Below are 22,752 nucleotides of genomic sequence, written 5' to 3'. Positions count from 1 at the left end.
CAATCTGACTTAGTGCATTTTTTCGTGAAGCTCGATTAACTCTGCCACCAGCTCGCGCGCCAGCATCGAAGTCATCAGGTGATCCTGTGCATGAACCAGCACCAGACTCACTTTCATTTTCCCTTCTCCCTGGTCGCCTTCGATGAGCTTCGTCTGTACCAGATGCGCTTCATTCAGTGCGGTACGGGACTGATCCATCATGGTTTTCGCTGCGGCGAAATCACCCTGCTTAGCCTGCTTGAGTGCGGCATAAGCCAGGCTGCGTGCTTGTCCTGAATTGATGATAAGGCCCATCACCACTTCTTCCAGGTCGTTTTCTTCGGTTTCTTCAGCAACGATACTATCCAAATCTAACATCTTTTAGCTCCTTTTCGCTGGCGCGGGTTGCCCCGCGCCGGTCAAACTTAGAATTTCAGTGAGAGGGCAATATCTTCTTCGCTCTCTTCTTCATCGATGATGGTTGCGGCTTTGTTCGCAATCGCCACGAACGGCATATAAAGCAGAGTTGCAATCCCGAGGTTGAATATCGCCAGCAGGAAGGCCGCGATGCTACCGTTGGTGTTGAAGAACGCGCCCAGACCTGCCGGCATTGTCCACGGTGCAATGTTGGTGATTGGCGGGATAATACCCAGGTAATACGCCGTCAGGGTAATGGCGGCCAGCAGCGGCTGAATCAGAATGAACGGAATGAACATTACCGGGTTCATGATGATTGGCAGACCAAACAGAATCGGCTCGTTAATCTGGAAGATGCCAGATGGCAGCGCCAGTTTCGCAACCTGACGGTAGTCAGCGCGACGAGAGACAATAAAGACCGCGATGATAAGACCCAGCGTTGCCCCTGTACCACCCAGGAAGATATAGGAGTCAAGCATCGGCTTCGCCCACACATGGAAGGTTTTACCGGCTGCCAGTGCCGCATCAACGGAACCGTACTGCTGGTAAAGCGCAACGTTTTCCAGTGCCCACGGGGTCATGATGCCGCTGTCCAGCGCTGCCAGTGCCAGTGAACCATGCACGCCGAAGAACCACAGCAGAGAGGTGAAAATCACGTACGCCCAACCAACCACACCACCCATCGACGCCAGTGGCGTAGAGATAGAGTCCATGATTATCTGGTGGAAGTTTGTACCCCAGTGAGAAAGCGCCCAGGCAATAATCCCCATAATGGAGAGAATAATGAAGCCTGGAATCAACGCGGAAAATGAACGAGAAACAGATTCAGGAACACTGTCCGGCAAGCGAATAACCCAGTTGCGGCGGACAATAAAGGTGAACATCTCGGCAACCACCAGACCGATCACAATACCGGAAATAATGTTTGCACCACCTAACCAGTTAGCGCCTACAGCATACGCTTCACCCACGCTGTAAGGGGTAACGGTCATAAAGGCAGCAACGGATAATAAGCCCGCTGCCAGCGGATCCACTTTACGCTCTTCTGCAAGCGCCATCCCGATAAAGAATGGCGCCATCAGCGACATAATACCCAACGTACCGTTGTATACGTTGCCGCCGATGGCTTTAAAACCATTAAGGGTTTCAATTGTAGAAGCGTCTAACCGAATTCCTAATGAATAAAAGAAGGAACCTTCACCAAAGCTCAGAAAAACGTTGTTAATTAAAACGAACATTGCCCCGGCCAGCGTCAACGGCATTAATTTAATAAAACCGTTTTTGATGGCATTAACGTGAGGCTGCTTTCCTATTTTAACAGCAAAAGGAAGGAGTACCTTTTCAAGTGAAGCGATGACTTTACTCATAGGAAAATACCCTTAAATGCCGTAACTCATGTTACGGCGTATTGTGTGTGAAATAACTCTTTGACGGGAAAAATAAAAAATTAATTAGCAGCTTTTTTAATTGCTGCAACAGCAGCTTTCAATACACCTAAACCATCGATCTTGCCGTACAGCCCCGAGTCGATAACTTCGACCGGTTTATTCGGTAACAGACGTTGAATTTCTGGCAACATGTAAGCGATTTGCGGCCCTAAGAGCACAACATCGGCACTCTGACCCTTTTCACCCGCCAGCGTTTCAGGAAACGCTTCAATCACCACAGGGACTTCATATTTTTCAGCCTGCGCACGCATCTTGGAAACCAGCAGTGAGGTTGACATGCCTGCAGAGCAAAACAGGTAGATATGTTTCTTTTCCATAGTAACTTCCCTCTTTTTAACCACCCGACGTCGCACTCTCACTCGACTCGCTATCCCGGCTGACGGATGGTTCGCTTACCATTGTTTGTCGTTGGAGTGAGTATACGCAATGGTACAGAGAGGGGATAATTCTGAACAGACACAAATTGTCTCTCATTGACCTGGCTTGTTGACTACCTTCACATTTCGGGCAAATAATTCGCGCAAAGAAATAAGATTTTCCAATACATAAAAAAACCGGCCATCTGGCCGGTTTTTTTACATACTCAGGCAAGCAGGGTTACTGCGCCTTAGTTGCCTGCGGATCGGTATCGTATTCGGCACAAGTCTGATAACCGGAATTGATCACGTGTCCCGTGTCATCCAGAGCAACAAAGTAGGTTTCAGCCTTACCATCACGTTGACCCAGGATATAGGTCTGGCAGGTCCCTTTTGCATGAATCATAGTAATTTCAGAAGAAGGTGTACCGGCAATCGCTGCCACCTGCGAACGTGTCATACCTTTTTTGACATCTTTAACTACGGGCTGTGTGAACTGATCTTTGGTGCGATCGTAAGCCGTACACCCTGCCAGCATAGTCAGAACCGCCGCTGCACTTAGAATTCCTGCTACATTCTTGTTCATATTCCGTCCTCTTGTATATCAGCGTGTTATCTAAGCATGGAATAAAAAGTACTATTGTTCAACTTTGTGATTTACGCCAGACGAATTTCGGATAATTTATCTAAAACAAAGATAACCTGCTAAATCGCCGTAAATTGCCGCACTCAAAACTGTGATCCTTGTCGTTTTACGCCCAAAGGGTTAATTTTAACGGATCATACATTCTGTTTAGTTCTGCATATGGAGGGCGTAATGGCTCTGCAACAAGAGATTATTCAGGCGCTTGGCGTCAAGCCAGCGGTCGATGCACACGAAGAGATCCGCCGTAGCGTCGATTTTTTAAAATCCTATTTAAAAACAAACCCTTTCCTGAAGTCACTAGTACTGGGCATCAGTGGAGGTCAGGATTCCACGCTGACCGGCAAACTGTGCCAACAGGCCATTTCAGAACTGCGGGAAGAGACCGGAGATATTGCGCTGCAATTTATTGCTGTGCGCCTTCCGTATGGTGTGCAGACCGATGAACAGGATTGTCAGGACGCCATTACCTTCATTCAGCCCGATCGTGTGCTTACCGTGAACATCAAAGGGTCAGTGCTGGCGAGTGAACAGGCCCTGCGCGAGGCAGGCATTGAGCTGAGCGATTTTGTCCGTGGTAACGAGAAAGCGCGCGAGCGTATGAAAGCGCAATACAGCATTGCAGGTATGACCAAAGGAGTCGTGGTAGGGACTGACCATGCAGCAGAGGCCGTTACCGGCTTCTTCACCAAATATGGTGACGGTGGTACCGACATTAACCCTATCTTCCGTCTCAACAAGCGTCAGGGTAAGCAGTTACTTGCCGCTCTGGGTTGCCCGGAACATTTATATAAGAAAGCACCTACGGCCGACCTGGAAGACGATCGCCCTTCCCTGCCGGATGAAGCTGCGCTGGGTGTGACCTATGAAAATATTGATGATTACCTGGAAGGTAAAACGCTGGATGCAGGTACCGCGAAGATTATCGAAGGCTGGTACCTGAAAACCGAGCACAAGCGTCACACGCCGATCACGGTGTTCGACGATTTCTGGAAGAGATAGTCTCATTTTCCCGGTGGCGCTTCGCTTGCACGGTCCTACTATATATAGGTCGGGTAAGCAAAGTGCCTCCCGGCAATTCCCCCTGCGCCACAGCCTCTTTTTTAACCACCCCACACCTGCTAGACTGTATGCATAAACAGTATCCGGAGTGCTATGTGAGCAGGCGTCAATCTGCCCCGCGTCTTGAGTTTGAAGCGGCGGCTATATATGAATATCCCGAACATCTTCGCCCCTGGCTTGAAGCATTACCGAAACAGCCGGGCGTGTATCTCTTTCACGGCGAAAGCGACACTCTGCCGCTGTATATCGGCAAAAGCGTCAATATTCGCAGCCGGGTTATGTCCCATTTCCGCACGCCGGATGAGGCGGCAATGCTTCGCCAGTCCCGGCGAGTCACCTTTATCAGGACGGCTGGCGAGCTGGGTGCGCTGTTGCTTGAGGCACGCCTGATTAAAGAACAACAACCGCTTTTTAATAAACGCCTGCGCCGCAATCGCCAGCTCTGCTCTTTACAGATACTCAACGGCAAGCCGCAGGTGGTTTACGCGCGTGAAGTTGATTTCGCTCATACGCCCAACCTGTATGGCCTGTTTGCCAGTAAACGTGCCGCGCAGCAAACATTGCAGACGCTGGCTGACGAACTCCAGCTCTGTTACAGCCTGTTGGGGCTTGAAGCCACAACCAGAGGTCGCGCCTGTTTTCGCTCCGCGCTAAAGCGCTGCGCCGGAGCCTGCTGTGGAAAAGAGAGTATTGCGGATCACCAGACACGTTTGCTTGCCGGGCTTGCGGCCATCAGCATTACCTGCTGGCCGTGGAAAGGCGCCATTGCGCTAAAAGAAACCGGGGATGAAATGACGCAATATCACATCATCCGCAACTGGCTATGGTTGGGGACGGTCGACAGCGTAGACGATGCGACAACATTACTGCGCATACCCGCCGGATTCGATCACGATGGCTACAAAATTCTCTGTAAGCCATTATTCACCGGCGAGTATGAGGTTATTTCACTCAGTGACCTGCCAGCCAGATGATCTCACCAAACAGCAGCGTGCCTTCGGATTCAAGCAGACGCAGGGTATGCGTCCCTTCATCCCAGCTGGCACCCTGATCCGCCGTCAGCAGTTTATCGCCAAGCTGCCATGCGCCGCTGAGCACAAACGCCACACCACCGCGTGAAGCAAACGTGGTGAAGGTACGGTCGGCCACGCGTACTTTCGCTTTACAGCGATCGCGACGGGTCATGACGTTGAAGTCCATCGACATCTGGCCATCACTGAGCAGAGCCTTCACCGGCAGATCGCCTGTGAAGCTAAAGGGCTGGTGGTGCTTCAGGGTATGGCAAAATGCCTGACCGGCATCCAGCGTCACTTCTCCCCCTTCCAGCAGGGTAATAACCCGGTCGACCCCCGGGAAAGAAGAGAATTCGCCGTTGCTGGCGATAGTCGCAATACTGGCGCGCCAGGAAAAATCGCGCGTCGCGGGAGGAAAACAGCAAATTTCACGTGTCTCGCCGGCACCATTGCGCCAGAGACTGACCGGCATTTTACGGATATCAAAGAACTCCATCACCACTCCTGAAAGGCACAACATGTGCCAGGGCAGCAATATCGCTATCACTGCATTCTTGGTTGTTATCGTTGGGAACTCACAGACGTATTATCGGCAGCAGAACGCGCAGGCCTTAGACGGGATAAAGAAAAAAACGCCATGACTCTGCTGAACATTCTCTGGAGCGACTACAGGAGGATACCGCGCTTCTGGCGGCAGACAAGAGGGTGTAAAAGAAAAAACCGCCGGTCCTGTCCACAGCGTTTGCGCTTTTGTGGACAGGATCCCGGCGGTCTTAAGATGTTGAACCGATTATTCGGTTGGTGCAGGCATTTTACCTTCCGGCGCCGGGCGTTCTGTCAGACGCTTCTCAAAATTGGCATTAAATTGTTTTTTCTGTTCCGGGGTCAGAATGTTGTAGATCTTGTTCTGGGTTTCCATGCGAGCCAGCATTCCTGCTTTGTGCTGCTCAGCCATTTTGTCGATCTGCGCTTCGGCTTTCGCTTTATCGAAGCTGTCGCTGGCGATGATGTCATGCATCGCGCGGCGTTCTTCCAGCGGCGGACGTTTCATCTGGTCACGCTGGCTTTTCATGATGTCGCGAACCTGCTGTTTCTGTGCATCGGTCAGGTTCAGATCATTGAACATCATCATGTCGTGGTGCATCCCCGGCTTGCCTTTATGATGCATCATCATTTTGCCTTCAGTTGGCGCGGCAGTCGTGGTGGTCGCGGTATCTGCGGCGAACGCCACGCTGGTAGCGCCCAGAGCCAGGGTAGAAGCAACAAACAGTGCAGTTAACTTACGCATAATTTATTTCCTTACTTTCAGTTATTCTTCGGCGCTATGCCGTGTTGACGAGATTAACTTTACGGGGTTTATCGTCAATAAGTCAGAGCAACGGTAAAACAATGAAAGTGTAAAAAACAAATTATCGCCAAATGTGGAGAAATTAAGGATAAAACGTGGAGAGTTGAAACAAAAATATACAACATGGTGATTTTAAAGAGATTATGAAGGAGTATATAGAATCGATGATTATTTTAAAAGCAAATAACCAGGAATAATCTGCAAAAAACAGCATTCCGCAATAATAGCTAAGAAAATAAGTTTGTCAGTGTCAGTGAAAATAACTATTCGGGACTGCGGCCCACAGCCTGCTGCTGAGGGCCACAACAGTATTAACGCATTTTTTCCAGCATCAGCCCTGCTCGCAGGCCAAATGCCACAGAAGGGTTTGGAAACAGCACATACTCTGTTGTTTCATGCACTTCATAACGTTCATCACCATCCTCTGCCAGTAAAACCCCCTGACGAAACGGCGTGAAGTTCAGCGTATGCGCGGCCATGTGCAACTGGAACGCATCGCTGCGCCGCGTGATCTGCTGTACCACCCGATAGCGCTCAACATGTTCCTGGCAATGTTCTGGCGAAGTGCCACCCAGCAACGCCCGCAGCGCCAGATGCGTAGGGGCAAAACGCGAGAGATCGTTCTGCCCGAACGGCAGCGCTTTGCCCAGCTCCAGCGTGCAGGCCAGCGCGCCAAATTTATCGCAGGTGAAGTGGGTAAAGGTCCCGCCAGGCGACTGATGGAACACCAGTGCCTCAAGGCCCGCATCGCCCAGCCAGGCCAGGAATTCCTCATCCCACGGCTGATTACGCTGCGGTAAAACGCCAAATCGCACATGGTATGAGGCGCGGATCGCCGTATGCAAATCGAGATGCCAGCGGTTTTCCCCGCCAGTGGCGAAAAAGTCTGTCACCACATTTTCCAGCCACTGCGCGCGGTCGGTTTCATCACTTTGCGGGAACTGCGACCAGCGGCCACCAAACATCCGGTTAATGTCGCTGACGACATAACGTTTGTTTTGCGCCAGCGCCAGCGGGTTTCCTAATACCACCAGCAGCCGACAATGCAGGGCGATATCACCGCCATACAGCGCGTGTAACAGCAAATCGACAATCTCAACCGGCGCGGTTTCGTTGCCATGAATACCGCAAGAGAGCACCAATGACCGCTCGCTTGTCTCCCGTGGCGTCAGTTCAAGAACGCCCCGCCCCAGCCACCGCCAGCGGAACGAGGGGCCGTCACCTTCTTGCTGCTCGGGTGTTTCATCCGCCAGCGTCAGCGCCAGTAAATTCTCCATAACTGCTCCTTTAACGCTGGAACGGGTAAACAGAGCCCAGTTGCAGAATGGTGGTGAGGTCATCCAGCGCCTCACGTCCTTCGCGCAACAGTTGCGGGTCGACCAGATCGGCCTGGGTTAACCTGTCGCGGTAGTAGCGATCCACCCAGTTATTCAGCGTGTTAAACAGATTTTCATTCATCATCACCGCGGGATTAACCGCCTGCATCTCCTGCTGGGTTAACACCACGCGCAGGCGCAGACATGCTGGCCCACCGCCATTTGCCATGCTTTCGCGCAGGTCAAACACCCGCAATTCATCGATGGGGTTATCCGCCTTCACCAGTTCGCTCAGATAGCGCCACACGCCAGCGTGATTGCGCGATTCTTGCGGCAGTACCAGCACCATACTGCCGTCATCCCGGCTCAAAAGCTGGCTATTAAAGAGGTAGGTTTCTACTGCATCCTGCACGCTTACCGCGTCTGTTGGCACCTGCACCGGCATAAAGCCGGGCACGCGTTCATGCAGCGTGGCCAGGAGTTTGTCCTGATGCGCAAATGCCTGTTCATGGCAGAACAACACCTGGCGGTTAGAGACGGCAATCACGTCGTTATGGAACACGCCCTGATCGATAACATGCGGGTTTTGCTGGGCAAAAATCACCTGCTGCGGGTTAACCTGGTTCAGACGAGCTACCGCCTGGCTTGCCGCCAGCGTCTGACGTGCCGGATAGCGGGATGGCGCCGTACTGCCGCCCTCGTCACGCCCGTAAATAAAGAGTTGCAGACCCGGTTCCCCGTAATCCCCACCCAGACGATTGTGGTTAGCGGCACCTTCATCGCCAAACATCGCCACCTGCGGCAGCGCCGGATGCACACTAAAATGCGCATCATGGCTGAAAATGGCGCGCAGGACACGCTCGGTGGTTTCCGCTTCAGTGGCGCGATGGAATTTGTTATTCAGGTTTGCAACGGTGAGATGTACTTTACCATCCAGCGTATCCGCTGAAGGCGCGACGGTTGCGGCATTCGCCACCCACATCGAAGACGCGGAACTGGCGGCGGAGAGCAGATAAGGTGCCTGAGTTCCGGCTTTCTCGACAACCTGCTCATCACTGCCGCTGAACCCCAGTTGGCGTAAAACCGGCACATTCGGGCGTTCCTGCGGCGGAATAACCGCCTGCGGAAACCCGGCATCCGCCAGCGCTTTCATTTTCAGAAGCCCCTGCTTCGCCGCCAGCTTCGGATTAGACATCTGATAACGGTGCTTTGTAGAGGCCTCATTACCAAACGACAGTCCGGCGTAGTGGTGCGTAAGCCCCACAAGTCCGTCAAAGTTCACTTCACGCGCTTTCATGGCCATTCCCCTGCGTAAAATCCAGACCCGGGTTCAATGTTTCCGGCAGCGTCAGCGCTGGCGTTTCGAGGCTAGCCATCGGCCATGCGCAATAATCTGCGGCATACCACGCGCTCGCACGGTGGTTCCCCGACGCCCCCACGCCACCAAACGGCGCGGTGCTTGCCGCACCGGTAAGCGGTTTGTTCCAGTTAACAATCCCGGCTCGCGCTTCCAGCAGCAGCTGGTCGAATTTTTCACGCTGCGGCGAAATAAGCCCGCTCGACAGGCCATAACGGGTGTTATTCGCCATCACAATGGCGCTGTCAAAGTCATCGTAACGCCAGACGCACAGCAGCGGGCCAAAGACCTCTTCATCCGGTACGTTGCTCGCGCCGCTCATCTCAATAATGCCCGGCGTTAACAACGAAGTCCCCGCCTGCACCTGCCTGGGCTCCAGCAGCGTTTTCGCCCCACGCGCCACATGATCCTGCCAGGCTTTCAGCACGTTCAGCGCCGCGTGTTCAGAGATCAACCCGCCGATAAACGGCTGCGGATCGGCATCCCATTTTGCGGGCACCAGACGCGCAGTGACTTCAACCAGACGTTTCAGGAACGCATCACCTTGCGCGCCACGTTTTACCAGCAAGCGACGCGCACAGGTGCAGCGCTGCCCGGCGGTAATAAAGGCGGACTGAATGGTGAGATGCACTGCAGCATCGATATCATCAGGATCTTCAACAATCAACGGGTTATTGCCGCCCATCTCCAGCGCAAGAATTTTTTCCGGCTGCCCCGCCAGCTGGCGATGCAGCTGATACCCGGTTCCGGCGCTGCCGGTAAACAGCAAGCCGTCGATATCGCTAAGCGCACTCAGCGCCTGGCCGGTTTCACGTCCGCCCTGCACCAGGTTCAGCACCCCTGGCGGCAGGCCAGCCTGCTCCCAGAGTTTGACCACGGCTTCACCGCTCAGCGGCGTTAACTCGCTGGGTTTAAAAATCACGCTATTGCCCGCCAGCAGCGCAGGCACGATGTGTCCATTCGGCAGATGACCCGGGAAGTTGTACGGCCCAAACACCGCCAGCACGCCGTGTGGACGGTGGCGCAGGGTGGCCGCACCATCCGGCATCTCTGTCTGTTGCTCACCGGTACGGGTATGGTAAGCCTTCACTGAAATGGCGATTTTATTGATCATCGCTGTGACTTCAGTGGCTGCTTCCCAGCGAGGTTTACTGGTTTCTGACGCAATAATGCGCGTCAGCTCAGCTTTGTTGGCGTCGAGCAGTGCGGCAAATTTCTCAACCACCGCCTGGCGCACGGTAAAGGGCTGTTTGGCCCAGGCCGGGAACGCGCGTCTTGCCGCTCTACAGGCCTGTTCCACCTGCGCGGCACTGGCATCGTTCCCCTGCCACAGCACCTCTTTGCCCACCGGGTTGGTTTTAATGCGTTGTTCGCCTTCGCCCGTTACCCAGTCACCATTAATCCATAAACTCATGCTGTTTTCTCCTCAGGGCAGAGTCTCACCAGGCGAACCGTGTCGCCAGCATTACATTTCAGGGCATCCAGCTGCGCAGGCGTCAGCACCAGACGTTCACATTTCGGGTTGGTATGTACCAGCATGGCGCGGAAATTGTCATAGTGCTCGTTGGCAACCAGGCAGGCAGGCCACTCACCCGGAGCGGGCTGGCCTTCAGACACTTCTACCAGGCGGCTTTTGCGGATTGCGCGAACCCGGTCGATATCGCACTCAAGCGTTGGCCCACCGTCGAAGATGTCCACATAGTTACGGTAGCGGAAACCCTCTTTCTCAAGCACCGCGCGGGCAGGCGCAGTTTGCGGATGCACCTGGCCAATCACCGCCTGCGCTTCGGGGCTTAAGAAATGGGTATAGATAGGATGTTTTGGCATCAGTTCGGCAATAAAGGCTTTCTGCCCGGTGCCGCACAGATAATCCGCACGGCTGAACGCCATCGAGAAAAAGCGCTCGCCCAGGCTTTCCCAGAATGGGGAATACCCTTTGTCATCGATAACACCGCGCATCTCGGCAACCACTTTTTCATTAAAACGATCGCGAAAAGCGGCCATAAACATAAAGCGCGACTTCGAGAGCAGATACCCGTTGCCCTCTTTGCGCCAGGCCGGATCCAGGAACAATGTGCAGAGTTCGCTTGCCCCGGTGTGGTCATTGCAGAGAAAAAGCGTTGGCAGCGCGTTATAAACGTTCAGCTCTTTCGATGCATGAACCATCGTGCCAACGCGGTAGTTGTACCACGGGTCGTTTAGCCCAACCGCCACCTCAATGGCGCAAATCCCGGCAACGGTTCCCGTTTCAGTATCTTCCAGCACGAACACATAGCCCTGTTCGCTTTTTGGCAACGTCCCCTGCCAGGTATGCAGGGCGCGCTCAATGCGCGCCGACAGCGTTTTTTCATCGGCAGGAAGCGAGGTCAGCCCGCCTCCCGTCTTTCCGGCAAGCAGCATGAGCCCGGCAAGGTCGCCGCGCTCAACGGGACGGATGACCATCATGATGACACCCCGGATTTCACGTGTTCACAGGCCAGCGCAAAACGGTCTAAACCGGTTTTAACCTCTTCATCGCTAACGATAAGCGCAGGGGCAAACCGCACCACATTGGCACCGGCAATCAGCACCATCACGCCCATTTTTGCGGCTTCCTGTGAAATAAGTTTAGCTTTTCCGGCAAATTCAGGCGTGAGTTCGCAGCCAATTAACAGCCCCAGACCGCGGATCTCTTTAAACAATCCCGTCTTGCTGTTGATGGCGTTCAGACGCTCAACAAACCAGTCATGACGCTGCTTCACGCCATTAAGCACTTCTGGCGTATTGATGATATCCAGTACCTGGCCGGCCACAGCAGAAGCCAGCGGGTTACCGCCGTAGGTGGTTCCGTGGGTGCCGACCGTCATCACGCTCGCACATTTATTGGTGGTCAGCATCGCCCCGACCGGGAAACCGCCGCCCAGTGCTTTAGCGGTAGAGAGTACATCCGGCGTCACACCGTAGTGCATATAAGCATACAGTTCACCGGTACGGCCAACCCCGGTCTGCACTTCATCGAAAATCAGCAGCGCGTTGTGGCGGTCGCACAGTTCACGCAAACCTTGCAGGAACGCTTTTTGCGCCGGAAGCACGCCGCCTTCGCCCTGCATAGGTTCAACAATCACCGCGCAGGTGGTATCGTCAATCAGCTCAGCGGCCGATTGCAGATCGTTGTAAACGGCGTGGCGGATATCCGGTGGCAGTGGCGCAAAGTCTTGCGAATACGACGGCTGACCGCCTGCGCTCACTGTGAAGAGCGTACGGCCATGGAAGGCGTTCTTAAAGGCAACAATACCACTCTTATGCGCGCCAAATTTATCGTGGGCATATTTACGTGCCAGCTTCAGCGCCGCTTCGTTGGCTTCTGCCCCGGAGTTACAGAAAAAGACTTTTTCGGCAAAAGTGGCATCAATCAGTTTTTTCGCCAGACGCAGCGCAGGCTCGTTGGTATAGCCGTTACCGGTGTGCCAGAACTTCGCAGCCTGATCGTTCAACGCCTGACGCAGCGCCGGGTGCGCATGGCCCAGCGCGTTTACCGCAATCCCACCCGCAAAGTCGATATACTCTTTGCCCTGCTGATCCCACAGGCGCGAGCCTTCCCCACGAACCGGAATAAAAGCCGCCGGAGCGTAAACCGGCATCATCCATTCATCGAAATTTTCACGCGTAATTGACAGAGACATAGCGACCTCATCCGGTAAATAAAAGGTTGTTTAAATGTTAAATAATTGAGTGTTTGCACTGTGAATGTAGATTGCAGACTTCGTGCCAGCCAGCGATAAAAATGCATAAAAGGGGTGAGAGAACAGAATATCAATAAGTTACGATATGGAGTTATTCACTGTTATTGCATAAAAAGTGAATATTTTTACGATACGCGGCGGTTTGCCGAACGAAAACATGAAAGACTATTCACAGGCCAAATATAATTCTGGAATTGTGATCGCCAGCGAAATTTATTGGCCATTTACGCACCGTTTGAGGGCGTGCCGCGTTGGAATGGTGCAAATTTTGCACCGTTGGCATTATCTGTCGCAGTTATTGGTCATACCCTGTAACAGATGCGCCAAATTCTGCTACCATCCATGCACTATTCACCTTGCATTGGCAGCGACTATGAAATTTGTCTCTTTTAATATCAACGGCCTGCGTGCCCGCCCTCACCAACTGGAAGCCATCGTTGAGCAACATCAACCGGATGTGATTGGCCTACAGGAGACAAAAGTTCACGACGATATGTTCCCTCTCGAAGAGGTAGCAAAACTGGGTTACAACGTCTTCTATCACGGGCAAAAAGGCCACTATGGCGTCGCGCTGCTGACCAAAGAAACGCCGGTATCCGTGCGTCGCGGCTTCCCGGGTGATGAAGAAGAAGCCCAGCGCCGGATTATCATGGCGGAGATCCCTTCGCCGCAGGGAAACATCACAGTGATCAATGGTTATTTCCCGCAGGGAGAAAGCCGTGACCACCCAACCAAGTTCCCGGCAAAAGCGAAATTTTATCAGGACTTACAGGACTATCTGAACACCGAGTTAAACAAAACAAACCCGGTGCTGATTATGGGCGATGTGAACATCAGCCCAACGGATCTGGATATCGGCATCGGTGAAGACAGCCGTAAACGCTGGCTACGCACCGGCAAATGTTCTTTCCTGCCGGAAGAGCGCGAGTGGATGCAGCGCCTGATGGATTGGGGCCTGGTGGATACCTTCCGTGCAGCTAACCCGGAAACGCAGGATCGCTTCTCGTGGTTTGACTACCGCTCGAAAGGTTTCGATGACAACCGTGGTCTGCGTATAGACCTGCTGCTGGCAAGCCCTCCGCTGGCCGAGCGCTGCATTGAAACCGGTATCGATTATGACATCCGCAGTATGGACAAACCGTCTGACCACGCGCCGGTGTGGGCTAAATTCAAACTGTAACTGCATGTGAAAATTAGAAAAATCATCTTCCTGTGCGCCCTTCTGGGCGCCTTTGTTTTGGCATTTTCCTTTCTGCCGCCGGGAGTGCTTTCCCTCGATTCGGTCCGAACCCATCACCAGGCGTTGCAGGCAACGGTTGCGCACTCCCCGGCGCAAAGCGCAGCACTCTATTTCGCGGTGTACGTGGTGGTGTCTGCTCTGTCTATTCCCGGGGCGGCCATTCTGACGTTACTGGGTGGCGCGCTGTTCAGCTTATGGCAAGGGATTGTGCTGGTTTCGTTTGCATCCACACTTGGCGCAACACTGGCGATGCTCGTGAGCCGTTACCTGCTTCGTGACTGGGTGCAGCAGCGCTTCGCCCAGCAAATGAATACCGTTAACGCCGGTATAAACCGCGATGGCGCTTATTACCTTTTTGCGCTTCGCCTGATGCCGCTATTCCCCTTTTTCCTGGTCAACTTGCTCGCCGGGTTGACCCGTCTTGGCGTGTGGCGTTACTGGTGGGTAAGCCAGCTTGCCATGCTGCCCGCAACGGCTATTTTTCTTAATGCCGGACGCGAGCTGGGAAAACTGACCTCCCTGCGCGATATTCTGTCGCCGGGAATGGTAATCGCCTTTACACTACTGGGGTTATTACCGTTGGTCACTCGCTGGCTATTTTCCCGCTACTTTCACTCTTTGCATTAAACAGGGAGGCATTATGCGCCGTGTGCGTTTTTGCGCGTTTCTGACAGGCCTGCTGCTGGCAAGCTCATCCTTTGCCGCGGATAGCTGGCAAGACACCCAACACCAGGCCAGTGGACAAACTGTCTGGTTTAATGCCTGGGGCGGCGACCCGGCGGTAAACCGCTACCTCGACTGGGTCAGCGGCGAGATGAAATCGCACTACGCCATCACCCTGAAAATCGTCCACCTGGCAGATGCGGCCGATGCGGTTAAACGTATCCAGACCGAACACGCTGCCGGACGGAAAACCAACGGGTCGGTCGATCTTCTGTGGGTGAACGGTGAAAATTTCCGCACCTTAAAAGAGGCCGGTTTACTGCAAACCCAGTGGGCGCAAACGCTCCCTGCGTGGCGATTCGTTGATACCCGCAAGCCGGTGACGGAAGATTTCTCCATTGCCACAGACGGCGCGGAATCCCCCTGGGGTGGCGCACAGCTGACCTTTATCGCCCGTCATGCAAGCACCCCGGCACCGCTGCGCGATCCTCAGGCGTTGCTGGAATATGCAAAAAACCATCCTGGCAAAGTCACCTATCCGCGCCCGCCCGATTTTACCGGCACCGCCTTTCTTGAACAGCTTCTGCTGACGCTCACCACCCAACCCGATGCGTTAAAAACCGCGCCGGATAACCGCACCTTTGCAGCAGTAACCGCTCCGCTGTGGGACTATCTCGATACACTGCACCCACTGCTGTGGCGTGAGGGAAAAGATTTTCCGCCCTCACCGGCACGCATGGATGCGCTGCTGGCCAGCGGCAACCTGAATCTGTCGCTGACGTTTAACCCCGCACATGCCCGGCAAAAAGTGGCCAGCGGTGAGCTGCCTGCCGACAGCTACAGCTTTGGCTTTGAGCATGGGATGATTGGCAACGTCCATTTTGTTGCGATTCCGGCAAACTCCGCAGCCAGTGCGGGCGCGAAAGTGGTGGCGAACTTCCTGCTTTCCCCCGCCGCGCAGGCGCGTAAAGCCGATCCCGCCATCTGGGGCGACCCGAGCGTACTGGATGCCCGGAAATTACCGCCTGCGGATGCTGCGCAACTGAACGCCCACACCACTGACGGGCTACCGAATATGCTTGCAGAGCCGCACGCTGCCTGGGTTAATGCGCTGGAGCAGGAATGGCTGCGCCGCTACGGCACGCGCTGAGCGGCTGTGTCTGGCTGGCAATGGCGGTCATTTATGTGCCGCTGATCCCGGCTGGCGTTGTGCTGATAACGCCAGCGTTTTCTGTTGCCAGCTGGCAATCCCTGCTGAATGACCCTCAGTTGCCCCAGGCATTTATCGCCACCCTGGTATCGACCCTGATAGCCACGGCAGGCTCACTGTTTATCGCCCTGGGTCTGGTTACCGCACTCTGGCCCGGCAAGCGCTGGCAACAGCTAAGCACGCGGCTGCCGTGGATGCTGGCCATTCCTCACGTTGCCTTCGCCACCAGCGCCTTACTTGTTTTTGCAGAAGGTGGCCTGTTTTATCAGTACGTTACCTTTTTATCGCCGCAGCAGGACAGCGCGGGTATCGGATTGGGACTGACGCTCGCCATCAAGGAGAGTGCGTTCGTCCTGTGGGCCATTTACGCCGTGTTGCCAGAAAAACAACTGGCACAACAAAACGTGGTATTACAGAGCTTTGGCTACGGGCGTATTCAGCGACTGTGCTGGCTGGTTCTTCCGGCCATTGCTCCCGCGCTGGGAGCCGTGATGCTTGCCGTGCTGGCCTGGTCGCTATCGGTTGTTGATGTGGCCATCGTTCTCGGGCCTGGAAATCCTCCGACGCTTGCAGTGCTGGCCTGGCAGTGGCTGAATCAGGGTGACGCTGAACAGCAAATCAAAGGGACGTTATTATGTCTGCTGTTACTGCTGCTGCTGGCGATCCTGGCCACGGCGGGGCTGTGCCTCTGGAAAATGTGGCGGCGAACGCTGCCGGATGTAAGCGGTGTTCGTCATAGCAGCCATCACGCTTTGCCGGTAAAAACGCTCGGCTGGTTAGTGCCCGGCTGCGGGCTATTTTGCGCGCTGGTGCTCGTTTTACTCGCCAGGGGCAGTGATACCGCCATTGCCCCTTACGCCACCAGTTTCTCATTGGGTATGGTATCCAGCCTGCTGGCGCTGATCATTCTCCTGTTCTGGCTGGAATGGGGGCCGCAACGTGGGGCCTTTTGGGTCTGGCTTCCCCTGGCACTTCCGGCATTACCGCTGGTGTTTGGGCAATACCTTGTTGCACTGCAACTCGGGATCGACGGGCAATATGCCGCAGTGCTGTGGAGTCATTTACTGTGGGTGACCCCCTGGATGTTGCTGGTGCTTCAGCCCGCCTGGCGCAGGATTGACCCGCGACTGATACTGATTGCCAGAACGCTGGGCTGGTCACGCGCTAAAATCTTCTGGTTAGCCAAATGCCCGCTGCTGGTTCGCCCGGCGCTGCTTGCCATCGCGACGGGGTTTTCCGTCAGCATGGCGCAGTACATGCCCACCCTGTGGGTGGGTGCCGGACGCTTTGCCACACTCACGACTGAAGCTGTGGCACTCAGCAGCGGAGGCAGCCCATCACTTCTCGCTAACCGCGCGCTTGGCCTGCTTTTGCTGACAGGCACGATATTTGGTATTGCCGCGCTCTTATCCCGGCTTGCGGGCCGCTACCGACAAGGACTACGTTAATGCTGAGCGTGAACCATCTCACCATAGAGCCACTCTTTCACGAGGTTAACTTCAGTGTGCCGCGCGGAGAAATCGTGACGCTGATGGGGCCATCCGGCAGCGGAAAATCCACGCTTTTTTCGTGGATGATTGGCGCACTATCCCCGGATTTTAAGGCTCAGGGCGAGCTGTGGCTCGACGAAAAACGCTGCGACACACTCCCGGTCGAAAAGCGCGGGCTGGGAATTTTATTTCAGGACGCCCTGCTGTTTGACAGTTTTAGCGTGGGGCAAAACCTGATGCTGGCCCTGCCTGCGCATATTACCGGGCAACAGCGCAAGGACGACGTACAACATGCGCTGCACTCCGCGGGGCTTGCCGGACATTACACCAGCGATCCTGCAACGCTTTCTGGCGGGGAACGTGCCAGGGTGAGCCTGCTGCGCGCTTTGCTTGCACAACCGCAGGCCCTGCTGCTTGACGAACCCTTCAGCCGTCTTGATAAAACGTTACGCGCATCGTTTCGGGCATGGGTTTTCGCTGCCGTTCGTGCGCGCAATATTCCGGTGGTGCTGGTCACGCATGATGAAGAGGATATTCCGCCCGGGGGTGATGTTATCCAGCTCTCTCGCTGGCAATAAACGCCCCGGCCCTGTGCTAACGCAAGGTTTTCTGTTTCAGGTGAGATAACAATGAGCCCCTCTTTTACTGACGTCAGGCTTTTCGATGAAACGTGTTTCTCAACTGACTGCGCTGGCCCTGCTTTGCGGCCTCGCTTCAATATCCTCTCGGGCGGCTGAGATGCCCCATTCCCTTACACTGGAACAGATCCAGCAACAGCATGGCGCGGTGATTGATACGCGCGCCAGTGCCTTTTACAACGGCTGGCCGCAAACCCTGACCGGCACATCCGGGCATGAACCTGCGGCGCTCAACCTCTCTGCCTCCTGGCTCAGCGCAATGAGTGACGAGCAGCTTGCAAGCTGGGCGAAACAGCACCAGCTCACGTCTGAAACGGCTATTGCACTGTACGGCAGCGATGCCGATAACCTGGCAATAAAAGCACGCCTGAATAAAGCCGGATATAGCCGTATCTCACTGTTAAGCGATGCGCTGCAAACCGCTGACCGCCTGCAACGTTTACCGCATTTTGAGCAGTTGGTTTATCCGCAGTGGTTACATCAGTTGCAGCAGAAAAAACCGGTTGTTGCCGCCCCGGCGGGAGACTGGAAAGTGCTTGAAGCGGGCTGGGGAGCACCGAAATATTACCTGCTGAGTCATATTCCAGGTGCCGGCTACCTTGATACCAATGAGATTGAAAGCGAACCGCTGTGGAATAAAGTTTCTGATGATAAACTTAAAGCGATGCTGGCCAGACACGGGATCCGCCACGACACCACGGTGATCCTCTATGGTCGTGACGTCTATGCTGCCGCCCGCGTCGCGCAGATCATGCTCTACGCGGGGGTGAAAGATGTGCGCATTCTGGATGGCGGCTGGAAAACCTGGTCAGATGCCGGTCTGCCTGTTGAACGGGGTACGCCAGCCGACGTGAAACCCACCCCCGACTTTGGTGCACCGCTACCCGGCCAGCCGCAGTTGATGGTTGATATGTTACAAGCCCGCGGAATGTTGCATCGTCAGGATGCTTCGCTGGTCAGTATCCGTTCCTGGCCTGAGTTCACCGGCATCACCAGCGGTTACAGTTATATTAAGCCAAAAGGTGAAATCGCCGGTGCGCGCTGGGGCCATGCCGGTAGCGATGCAACACACATGGAAGACTTCCATAACCCGGACGGCACCATGCGCAGTGCCGATGATATTACCGCCATGTGGAAAACGTGGAATATCCAGCCAGAACAGCATGTTGCATTCTATTGCGGTACCGGCTGGCGCGCGTCAGAGGCCTTTATGTACGCGCGGGCGATGGGCTGGAAAAACGTCTCCGTTTACGATGGCGGCTGGTACGAATGGAGCAGCCATCCGCAAAACCCGGTTTCCACCGGGGAGCGCGGGCCGGAAAGTTCGCGCTAACGGGTGAGCGATTTTAACGTTACATAACCGCTCCAGATGCGCGTTGTGGTGGTAAGCCAGCACAACGCGCCAAATACCCAGGCGAAGAGTGAAAAGTGCGCCGGAAACAGACAGCAAAGCACGAACAGCGCGATAGTCTCCGTCCCTTCCGTTAAGCCACCAATGTAGTAAAACGACTTGTGCGCATAGCCGGGGTTATCAATATTGTGTTTTGCTGCAAGCGCCGCAAACGCCAGAAAACTGCTGCCCGTCCCCATAAAAGCAAACAACAGCCAGGCCGCAGCCAGCGCATTTTCCGCAGGTGCCGCCAGCGCAAAGCCAAACGGCACCAGCGCGTAGAAAAGAAAATCGAGTGCAATATCCAGAAACCCGCCTGCGTCACTCAACCCGCGACGTCGTGCCAGCGCACCGTCAAGCCCGTCCAGCAGGCGATTGAGCACAATCGCGACCAGCGCCGCAAGATAGCTGTTCAGCGCCAGAAAAGGTAGCGCCAGCACCCCAATGACAAACCCCGCCAGCGTTAACCCGTCCGGGGAGATAAATGGCCTGTCGAGCAGCGCCGCAAGCTGGTTCAGCATCGGTTTCACGCACGGATGCAGGTGACGGTCAAGCATCAGGTTTCCCTTTGAACGTGGCGCAAAGCCCCTGCGCCGGGATATCCAGCGCGGCATTAAAGCGCGCGGATAAGTTCTGAAACGCAATCAGCGCCGTCATCTCAGCGATCGCCTCATCGGTGTAGTGGCACTTGAGCTGCGTTTTTATGGCCGCATCCACCTGCGGCGGCGTGGCGGTTACCGCTTCGGCATAGGCCAGCGCCACGCGCTCCTCTTCACTGAAAATGTCGGCATCGTGCCAGTTGCTCACCGCCTGCACTTTATCCATCGCACCACAGCGCTCGGCCAGACGCAGGCTATTGGCATCAATGCAGAAATCACAGTGGCAAATCTGAGAGACTCGCGTCATCAGCAGGGAACGCAGCACAGGGCTCAGGCGCGCGTCACGACGCTCCAGAAAACCCACAAACAGGGCCACCAGCCAGAACAGGCGCGGCATTCGTCCCCACCAGCGGGTGGGATTAAGCACCGCGCCGTAGTGTTTTTTCTGCATCGCTGCGATCGGTTTTAAACTGACGGGAAGATTTTTTAAGGGGGCTACCCAGGCGGGTGTCTCTTTCACCTGACTCTCCTGATGGCTGGACTCTTTGAAAGGGCACGATAATATGTCGTTTTTCGTTATCAATTATTGACGACCATGCTGAAAACCATCGATGTAGTGGCTGCCATTCTTGAAAAAGAGGGCAAAATTTTGCTGGCACAGCGCCCGCCCCATGCCGATCAGCCCGGTATGTGGGAATTCGCCGGCGGGAAAGTGGAAGCCGGAGAGACGCAGCCCGAGGCGCTTGTCCGCGAATTAGGCGAAGAGTTAGGCATTAACGCCGGGCCTGCACGTTATGTGGCAAGCCATCAGCGAGAAGTCTCCGGGCGGCTTATCCATCTTCATGCCTGGCATGTCCCCACATTCAGTGGCGAGCTGACGGCGCATTACCACAGCGCGCTGGTGTGGTGTACGCCGCAGGAGGCGCTAACTTATACCCTGGCGCCTGCGGATATCCCGCTGCTTAATGCGTTTATCCTTTTACGCGACGCCAGACCAACGGATTAGTGCTGACAGCCCGTTCATCACGCTGACACTGTAGCAGCACACCGTCGGCTTTCACCACGGCCCCTTCTGAATAGTTCTGATCCTGATAGATACAACACTGGTTGCAGGGCTGCGTACTTTGACCGCTGGAGCTAAATACCTCCGGCGGGACATTCACTTGCACATCCGGGCGAATACGGTCGGCCTGCGCGCTTGCGGATAAAAGGGCAAACAAAGCAGTCATCACATAACGGTTCATAGAAGTCTCTTCCTGTTGTCTCCTGATAATGACTATAACGGTAAACCCGGCAGAATCTTTAATTTCTCTCATCATCGTTTTTTGTTATGACCCGGGGGCAATGATGAATTTCCTTTTAGGGGGAAATTTCTGCTTGCCTCACAAAGCGGTACGGGTGATATAGTCAAAAAAACGTCATAAAACGTCTACGCAACACACATAAAATACAATAAGAGGTTCTTATATCTATGGATCAGACACGCTCTCTGGAAACCTTTCTTACCCACGTTCAACAACGCGACCCGCACCAGAGCGAGTTTGCTCAGGCCGTTCGTGAAGTCATGACCACCTTGTGGCCATTCCTTGAAGAAAACCCGCGTTATCGTCAAATGTCTCTGCTTGAACGTCTGGTCGAACCGGAGCGTGTGATTCAGTTCCGCGTGACCTGGGTTGACGATCGCAATCAAGTGCAGGTTAACCGCGCGTGGCGCGTGCAGTTTAACTCGGCAATTGGTCCGTTTAAGGGCGGGATGCGTTTCCATCCGTCCGTTAACTTATCCATTCTGAAATTCCTCGGCTTCGAACAGACCTTTAAAAACGCCCTGACCACGCTGCCTATGGGTGGTGGTAAAGGCGGCAGTGATTTTGATCCTAAAGGCAAAAGCGAAGGTGAAGTGATGCGTTTTTGCCAGGCATTAATCACTGAGCTGTATCGTCATCTGGGCCCGGACACCGATGTCCCGGCAGGTGATATCGGCGTGGGTGGCCGTGAAGTGGGCTTTATGGCCGGGATGATGAAAAAACTCTCCAATAACAGCGCCTGCGTGTTTACCGGTAAAGGCCTCTCCTTCGGCGGCAGCCTGATCCGCCCGGAGGCCACAGGTTACGGTCTGGTCTATTTCACCGAAGCCATGCTGAAACGCCATGGTCTGGGCTTTGAAGGGATGCGTGTCGCGGTGTCGGGCTCCGGTAACGTGGCGCAGTACGCTATCGAAAAAGCGATGCAGTTTGGCGCACGGGTTGTGACTGCCTCAGATTCCAGCGGGACCGTCGTCGACGAAGCAGGCTTTACGGCTGAAAAACTGGCGCGTCTTTGCGAAATCAAAGCCAGCCGCGACGGTCGCGTAGCGGATTATGCCCGCGAGTTTGGCCTGACCTACCTCGAAGGCAAGCAACCCTGGGCTGTGCCGGTGGATATCGCGCTGCCGTGTGCGACCCAGAATGAACTGGACGTAGACGCCGCGCGTACCCTTATCGCCAACGGTGTGAAAGCCGTTGCCGAGGGGGCGAACATGCCAACCACCATTGCCGCAACCGATCTGTTCCTGGAAGCTGGCGTCCTGTTTGCGCCTGGCAAAGCAGCGAATGCAGGCGGGGTGGCAACCTCTGGTCTGGAGATGGCGCAAAACGCCGCGCGTCTGGGCTGGAAAGCGGAAAAAGTGGATGCACGTCTGCACCACATCATGCTGGATATTCACCACTCCTGCGTGGAGTTTGGTGGCGAAGCATCACAAACCAACTACGTGCGTGGCGCGAATATCGCCGGGTTCGTGAAGGTGGCGGATGCGATGATTGGGCAAGGTGTGATCTAAAGTTACGATCGTGCGGCCGGGTGCCCTCACCCCGGCCCTCTCCCAC

General features: G+C 54.8%; 24 protein-coding genes. 10 read left to right on the top strand and 14 right to left on the bottom strand.

Translation table 11 applies throughout. The features are described 5' to 3' along the window. Window positions 1-9 precede the first annotated feature (9 nt). The 4 genes from chbA to osmE all read right to left on the bottom strand — a co-directional run bounded on the left by chbA (window position 10) and on the right by osmE (window position 2,786). Entirely contained in the window at window positions 10-357 is a 348-nt protein-coding gene (chbA, locus tag ACS603_RS03055) for a PTS N,N'-diacetylchitobiose transporter subunit IIA (protein WP_014069884.1), read from the bottom strand. Window positions 358-404: 47 nt separating this feature from the next. Then, window positions 405-1,763 carry a PTS N,N'-diacetylchitobiose transporter subunit IIC gene (gene chbC / locus ACS603_RS03050; protein WP_014069883.1) on the bottom strand — a complete coding sequence of 453 codons (1,359 nt, stop codon included), beginning with the start codon at window positions 1,761-1,763 and terminating at the stop codon, window positions 405-407. An 80-nt stretch (window positions 1,764-1,843) separates the two neighbouring features. After that, window positions 1,844-2,185 (bottom strand): PTS N,N'-diacetylchitobiose transporter subunit IIB, encoded by a 342-nt coding sequence (gene chbB, locus ACS603_RS03045; RefSeq protein WP_259349714.1) that lies wholly within the window; start codon window positions 2,183-2,185, stop codon window positions 1,844-1,846. A 256-nt stretch (window positions 2,186-2,441) separates the two neighbouring features. Then, window positions 2,442-2,786 carry an osmotically-inducible lipoprotein OsmE gene (gene osmE, locus ACS603_RS03040; RefSeq protein ID WP_182060638.1) on the bottom strand — a complete coding sequence of 115 codons (345 nt, stop codon included), beginning with the start codon at window positions 2,784-2,786 and terminating at the stop codon, window positions 2,442-2,444. Window positions 2,787-3,017: 231 nt separating this feature from the next. Between osmE and nadE the strand changes: the two genes are divergently transcribed. Beyond that, window positions 3,018-3,845: an ammonia-dependent NAD(+) synthetase gene (gene nadE / locus ACS603_RS03035; RefSeq protein ID WP_474943743.1), complete on the top strand. Its 828-nt coding sequence runs from the start codon at window positions 3,018-3,020 to the stop codon at window positions 3,843-3,845. A 155-nt stretch (window positions 3,846-4,000) separates the two neighbouring features. Continuing rightward, window positions 4,001-4,879, top strand: coding sequence for an excinuclease Cho (cho, locus tag ACS603_RS03030; RefSeq protein ID WP_474943742.1), 879 nt, complete (start codon window positions 4,001-4,003; stop codon window positions 4,877-4,879). Here cho and ves read toward each other — a convergent pair. The 7 genes from ves to astC all read right to left on the bottom strand — a co-directional run bounded on the left by ves (window position 4,857) and on the right by astC (window position 12,601). Then, window positions 4,857-5,414, bottom strand: coding sequence for an environmental stress-induced protein Ves (gene ves / locus ACS603_RS03025; RefSeq protein WP_474943741.1), 558 nt, complete (start codon window positions 5,412-5,414; stop codon window positions 4,857-4,859). The two genes, cho and ves, sit on opposite strands and share 23 nt — an antisense overlap. A gap of 294 nt (window positions 5,415-5,708) precedes the next feature. Further along, on the bottom strand, window positions 5,709-6,206 hold the full coding sequence (gene spy, locus ACS603_RS03020) for an ATP-independent periplasmic protein-refolding chaperone Spy (protein WP_315688374.1): 498 nt from the start codon (window positions 6,204-6,206) through the stop codon (window positions 5,709-5,711). Window positions 6,207-6,577: 371 nt separating this feature from the next. Continuing rightward, window positions 6,578-7,543, bottom strand: coding sequence for a succinylglutamate desuccinylase (gene astE / locus ACS603_RS03015; RefSeq protein WP_446492831.1), 966 nt, complete (start codon window positions 7,541-7,543; stop codon window positions 6,578-6,580). Between the two features lie 10 nt (window positions 7,544-7,553). Continuing rightward, a complete protein-coding gene (astB, locus tag ACS603_RS03010; RefSeq protein WP_474943740.1) occupies window positions 7,554-8,879 on the bottom strand; it encodes an N-succinylarginine dihydrolase in 1,326 nt (441 codons plus the stop codon). Continuing rightward, window positions 8,866-10,353: a succinylglutamate-semialdehyde dehydrogenase gene (gene astD / locus ACS603_RS03005; protein ID WP_474943739.1), complete on the bottom strand. Its 1,488-nt coding sequence runs from the start codon at window positions 10,351-10,353 to the stop codon at window positions 8,866-8,868. The genes astB and astD overlap by 14 nt, the downstream gene beginning before the upstream one ends. Next, the gene (gene astA / locus ACS603_RS03000; RefSeq protein ID WP_182060631.1) at window positions 10,350-11,384 is read right to left on the bottom strand and encodes an arginine N-succinyltransferase; all 1,035 of its coding nucleotides are present in this window, start codon (window positions 11,382-11,384) and stop codon (window positions 10,350-10,352) included. The genes astD and astA overlap by 4 nt, the downstream gene beginning before the upstream one ends. After that, on the bottom strand, window positions 11,381-12,601 hold the full coding sequence (astC, locus tag ACS603_RS02995; RefSeq protein ID WP_474943738.1) for a succinylornithine/acetylornithine transaminase: 1,221 nt from the start codon (window positions 12,599-12,601) through the stop codon (window positions 11,381-11,383). Before astC ends, astA begins: the two co-directional genes overlap by 4 nt. 433 nt (window positions 12,602-13,034) lie before the next feature. On the opposite strand from astC, the gene xthA reads away from it, so the two are divergent. The 6 genes from xthA to ACS603_RS02965 all read left to right on the top strand — a co-directional run bounded on the left by xthA (window position 13,035) and on the right by ACS603_RS02965 (window position 19,235). Further along, window positions 13,035-13,841, top strand: a complete 807-nt coding sequence (xthA, locus tag ACS603_RS02990) for an exodeoxyribonuclease III (RefSeq protein WP_474943737.1) — start codon at window positions 13,035-13,037, stop codon at window positions 13,839-13,841. A gap of 6 nt (window positions 13,842-13,847) precedes the next feature. Next, window positions 13,848-14,528 (top strand): TVP38/TMEM64 family protein, encoded by a 681-nt coding sequence (locus ACS603_RS02985; protein ID WP_474943736.1) that lies wholly within the window; start codon window positions 13,848-13,850, stop codon window positions 14,526-14,528. Between the two features lie 22 nt (window positions 14,529-14,550). After that, entirely contained in the window at window positions 14,551-15,714 is a 1,164-nt protein-coding gene (locus ACS603_RS02980; RefSeq protein WP_474943815.1) for an ABC transporter substrate-binding protein, read from the top strand. Then, window positions 15,687-17,222 carry an ABC transporter permease family protein gene (locus ACS603_RS02975; RefSeq protein WP_474943735.1) on the top strand — a complete coding sequence of 512 codons (1,536 nt, stop codon included), beginning with the start codon at window positions 15,687-15,689 and terminating at the stop codon, window positions 17,220-17,222. Before ACS603_RS02980 ends, ACS603_RS02975 begins: the two co-directional genes overlap by 28 nt. Beyond that, window positions 17,222-17,842, top strand: a complete 621-nt coding sequence (locus ACS603_RS02970) for an ATP-binding cassette domain-containing protein (RefSeq protein WP_182060626.1) — start codon at window positions 17,222-17,224, stop codon at window positions 17,840-17,842. The genes ACS603_RS02975 and ACS603_RS02970 overlap by 1 nt, the downstream gene beginning before the upstream one ends. 85 nt (window positions 17,843-17,927) lie before the next feature. Beyond that, complete coding sequence (locus tag ACS603_RS02965; RefSeq protein WP_474943734.1) at window positions 17,928-19,235, top strand: sulfurtransferase; 1,308 nt, start codon at window positions 17,928-17,930, stop codon at window positions 19,233-19,235. Here the strand turns inward: ACS603_RS02965 and ACS603_RS02960 are convergent. Then, the gene (locus tag ACS603_RS02960; protein ID WP_474943733.1) at window positions 19,232-19,849 is read right to left on the bottom strand and encodes a CDP-alcohol phosphatidyltransferase family protein; all 618 of its coding nucleotides are present in this window, start codon (window positions 19,847-19,849) and stop codon (window positions 19,232-19,234) included. The genes ACS603_RS02965 and ACS603_RS02960 overlap by 4 nt on opposite strands. Further along, window positions 19,842-20,411: a carboxymuconolactone decarboxylase family protein gene (locus ACS603_RS02955; RefSeq protein ID WP_446492821.1), complete on the bottom strand. Its 570-nt coding sequence runs from the start codon at window positions 20,409-20,411 to the stop codon at window positions 19,842-19,844. Before ACS603_RS02955 ends, ACS603_RS02960 begins: the two co-directional genes overlap by 8 nt. A 75-nt stretch (window positions 20,412-20,486) precedes the next feature. Between ACS603_RS02955 and ACS603_RS02950 the strand changes: the two genes are divergently transcribed. Continuing rightward, the gene (locus ACS603_RS02950; RefSeq protein WP_315688362.1) at window positions 20,487-20,897 is read left to right on the top strand and encodes a pyrimidine (deoxy)nucleoside triphosphate diphosphatase; all 411 of its coding nucleotides are present in this window, start codon (window positions 20,487-20,489) and stop codon (window positions 20,895-20,897) included. Here ACS603_RS02950 and ACS603_RS02945 read toward each other — a convergent pair. After that, entirely contained in the window at window positions 20,863-21,135 is a 273-nt protein-coding gene (locus ACS603_RS02945) for a YnjH family protein (RefSeq protein ID WP_446492819.1), read from the bottom strand. The genes ACS603_RS02950 and ACS603_RS02945 overlap by 35 nt on opposite strands. A gap of 227 nt (window positions 21,136-21,362) precedes the next feature. On the opposite strand from ACS603_RS02945, the gene gdhA reads away from it, so the two are divergent. Continuing rightward, complete coding sequence (gene gdhA / locus ACS603_RS02940; RefSeq protein WP_315688361.1) at window positions 21,363-22,706, top strand: NADP-specific glutamate dehydrogenase; 1,344 nt, start codon at window positions 21,363-21,365, stop codon at window positions 22,704-22,706. Window positions 22,707-22,752: the final 46 nt, after the last annotated feature.

This window comes from Enterobacter sp. Li2LvB3, from assembly GCF_056156645.1.
Note: the sequence above shows the minus strand (reverse complement) of the source record. Positions and strands in the feature narration are given on the sequence as shown.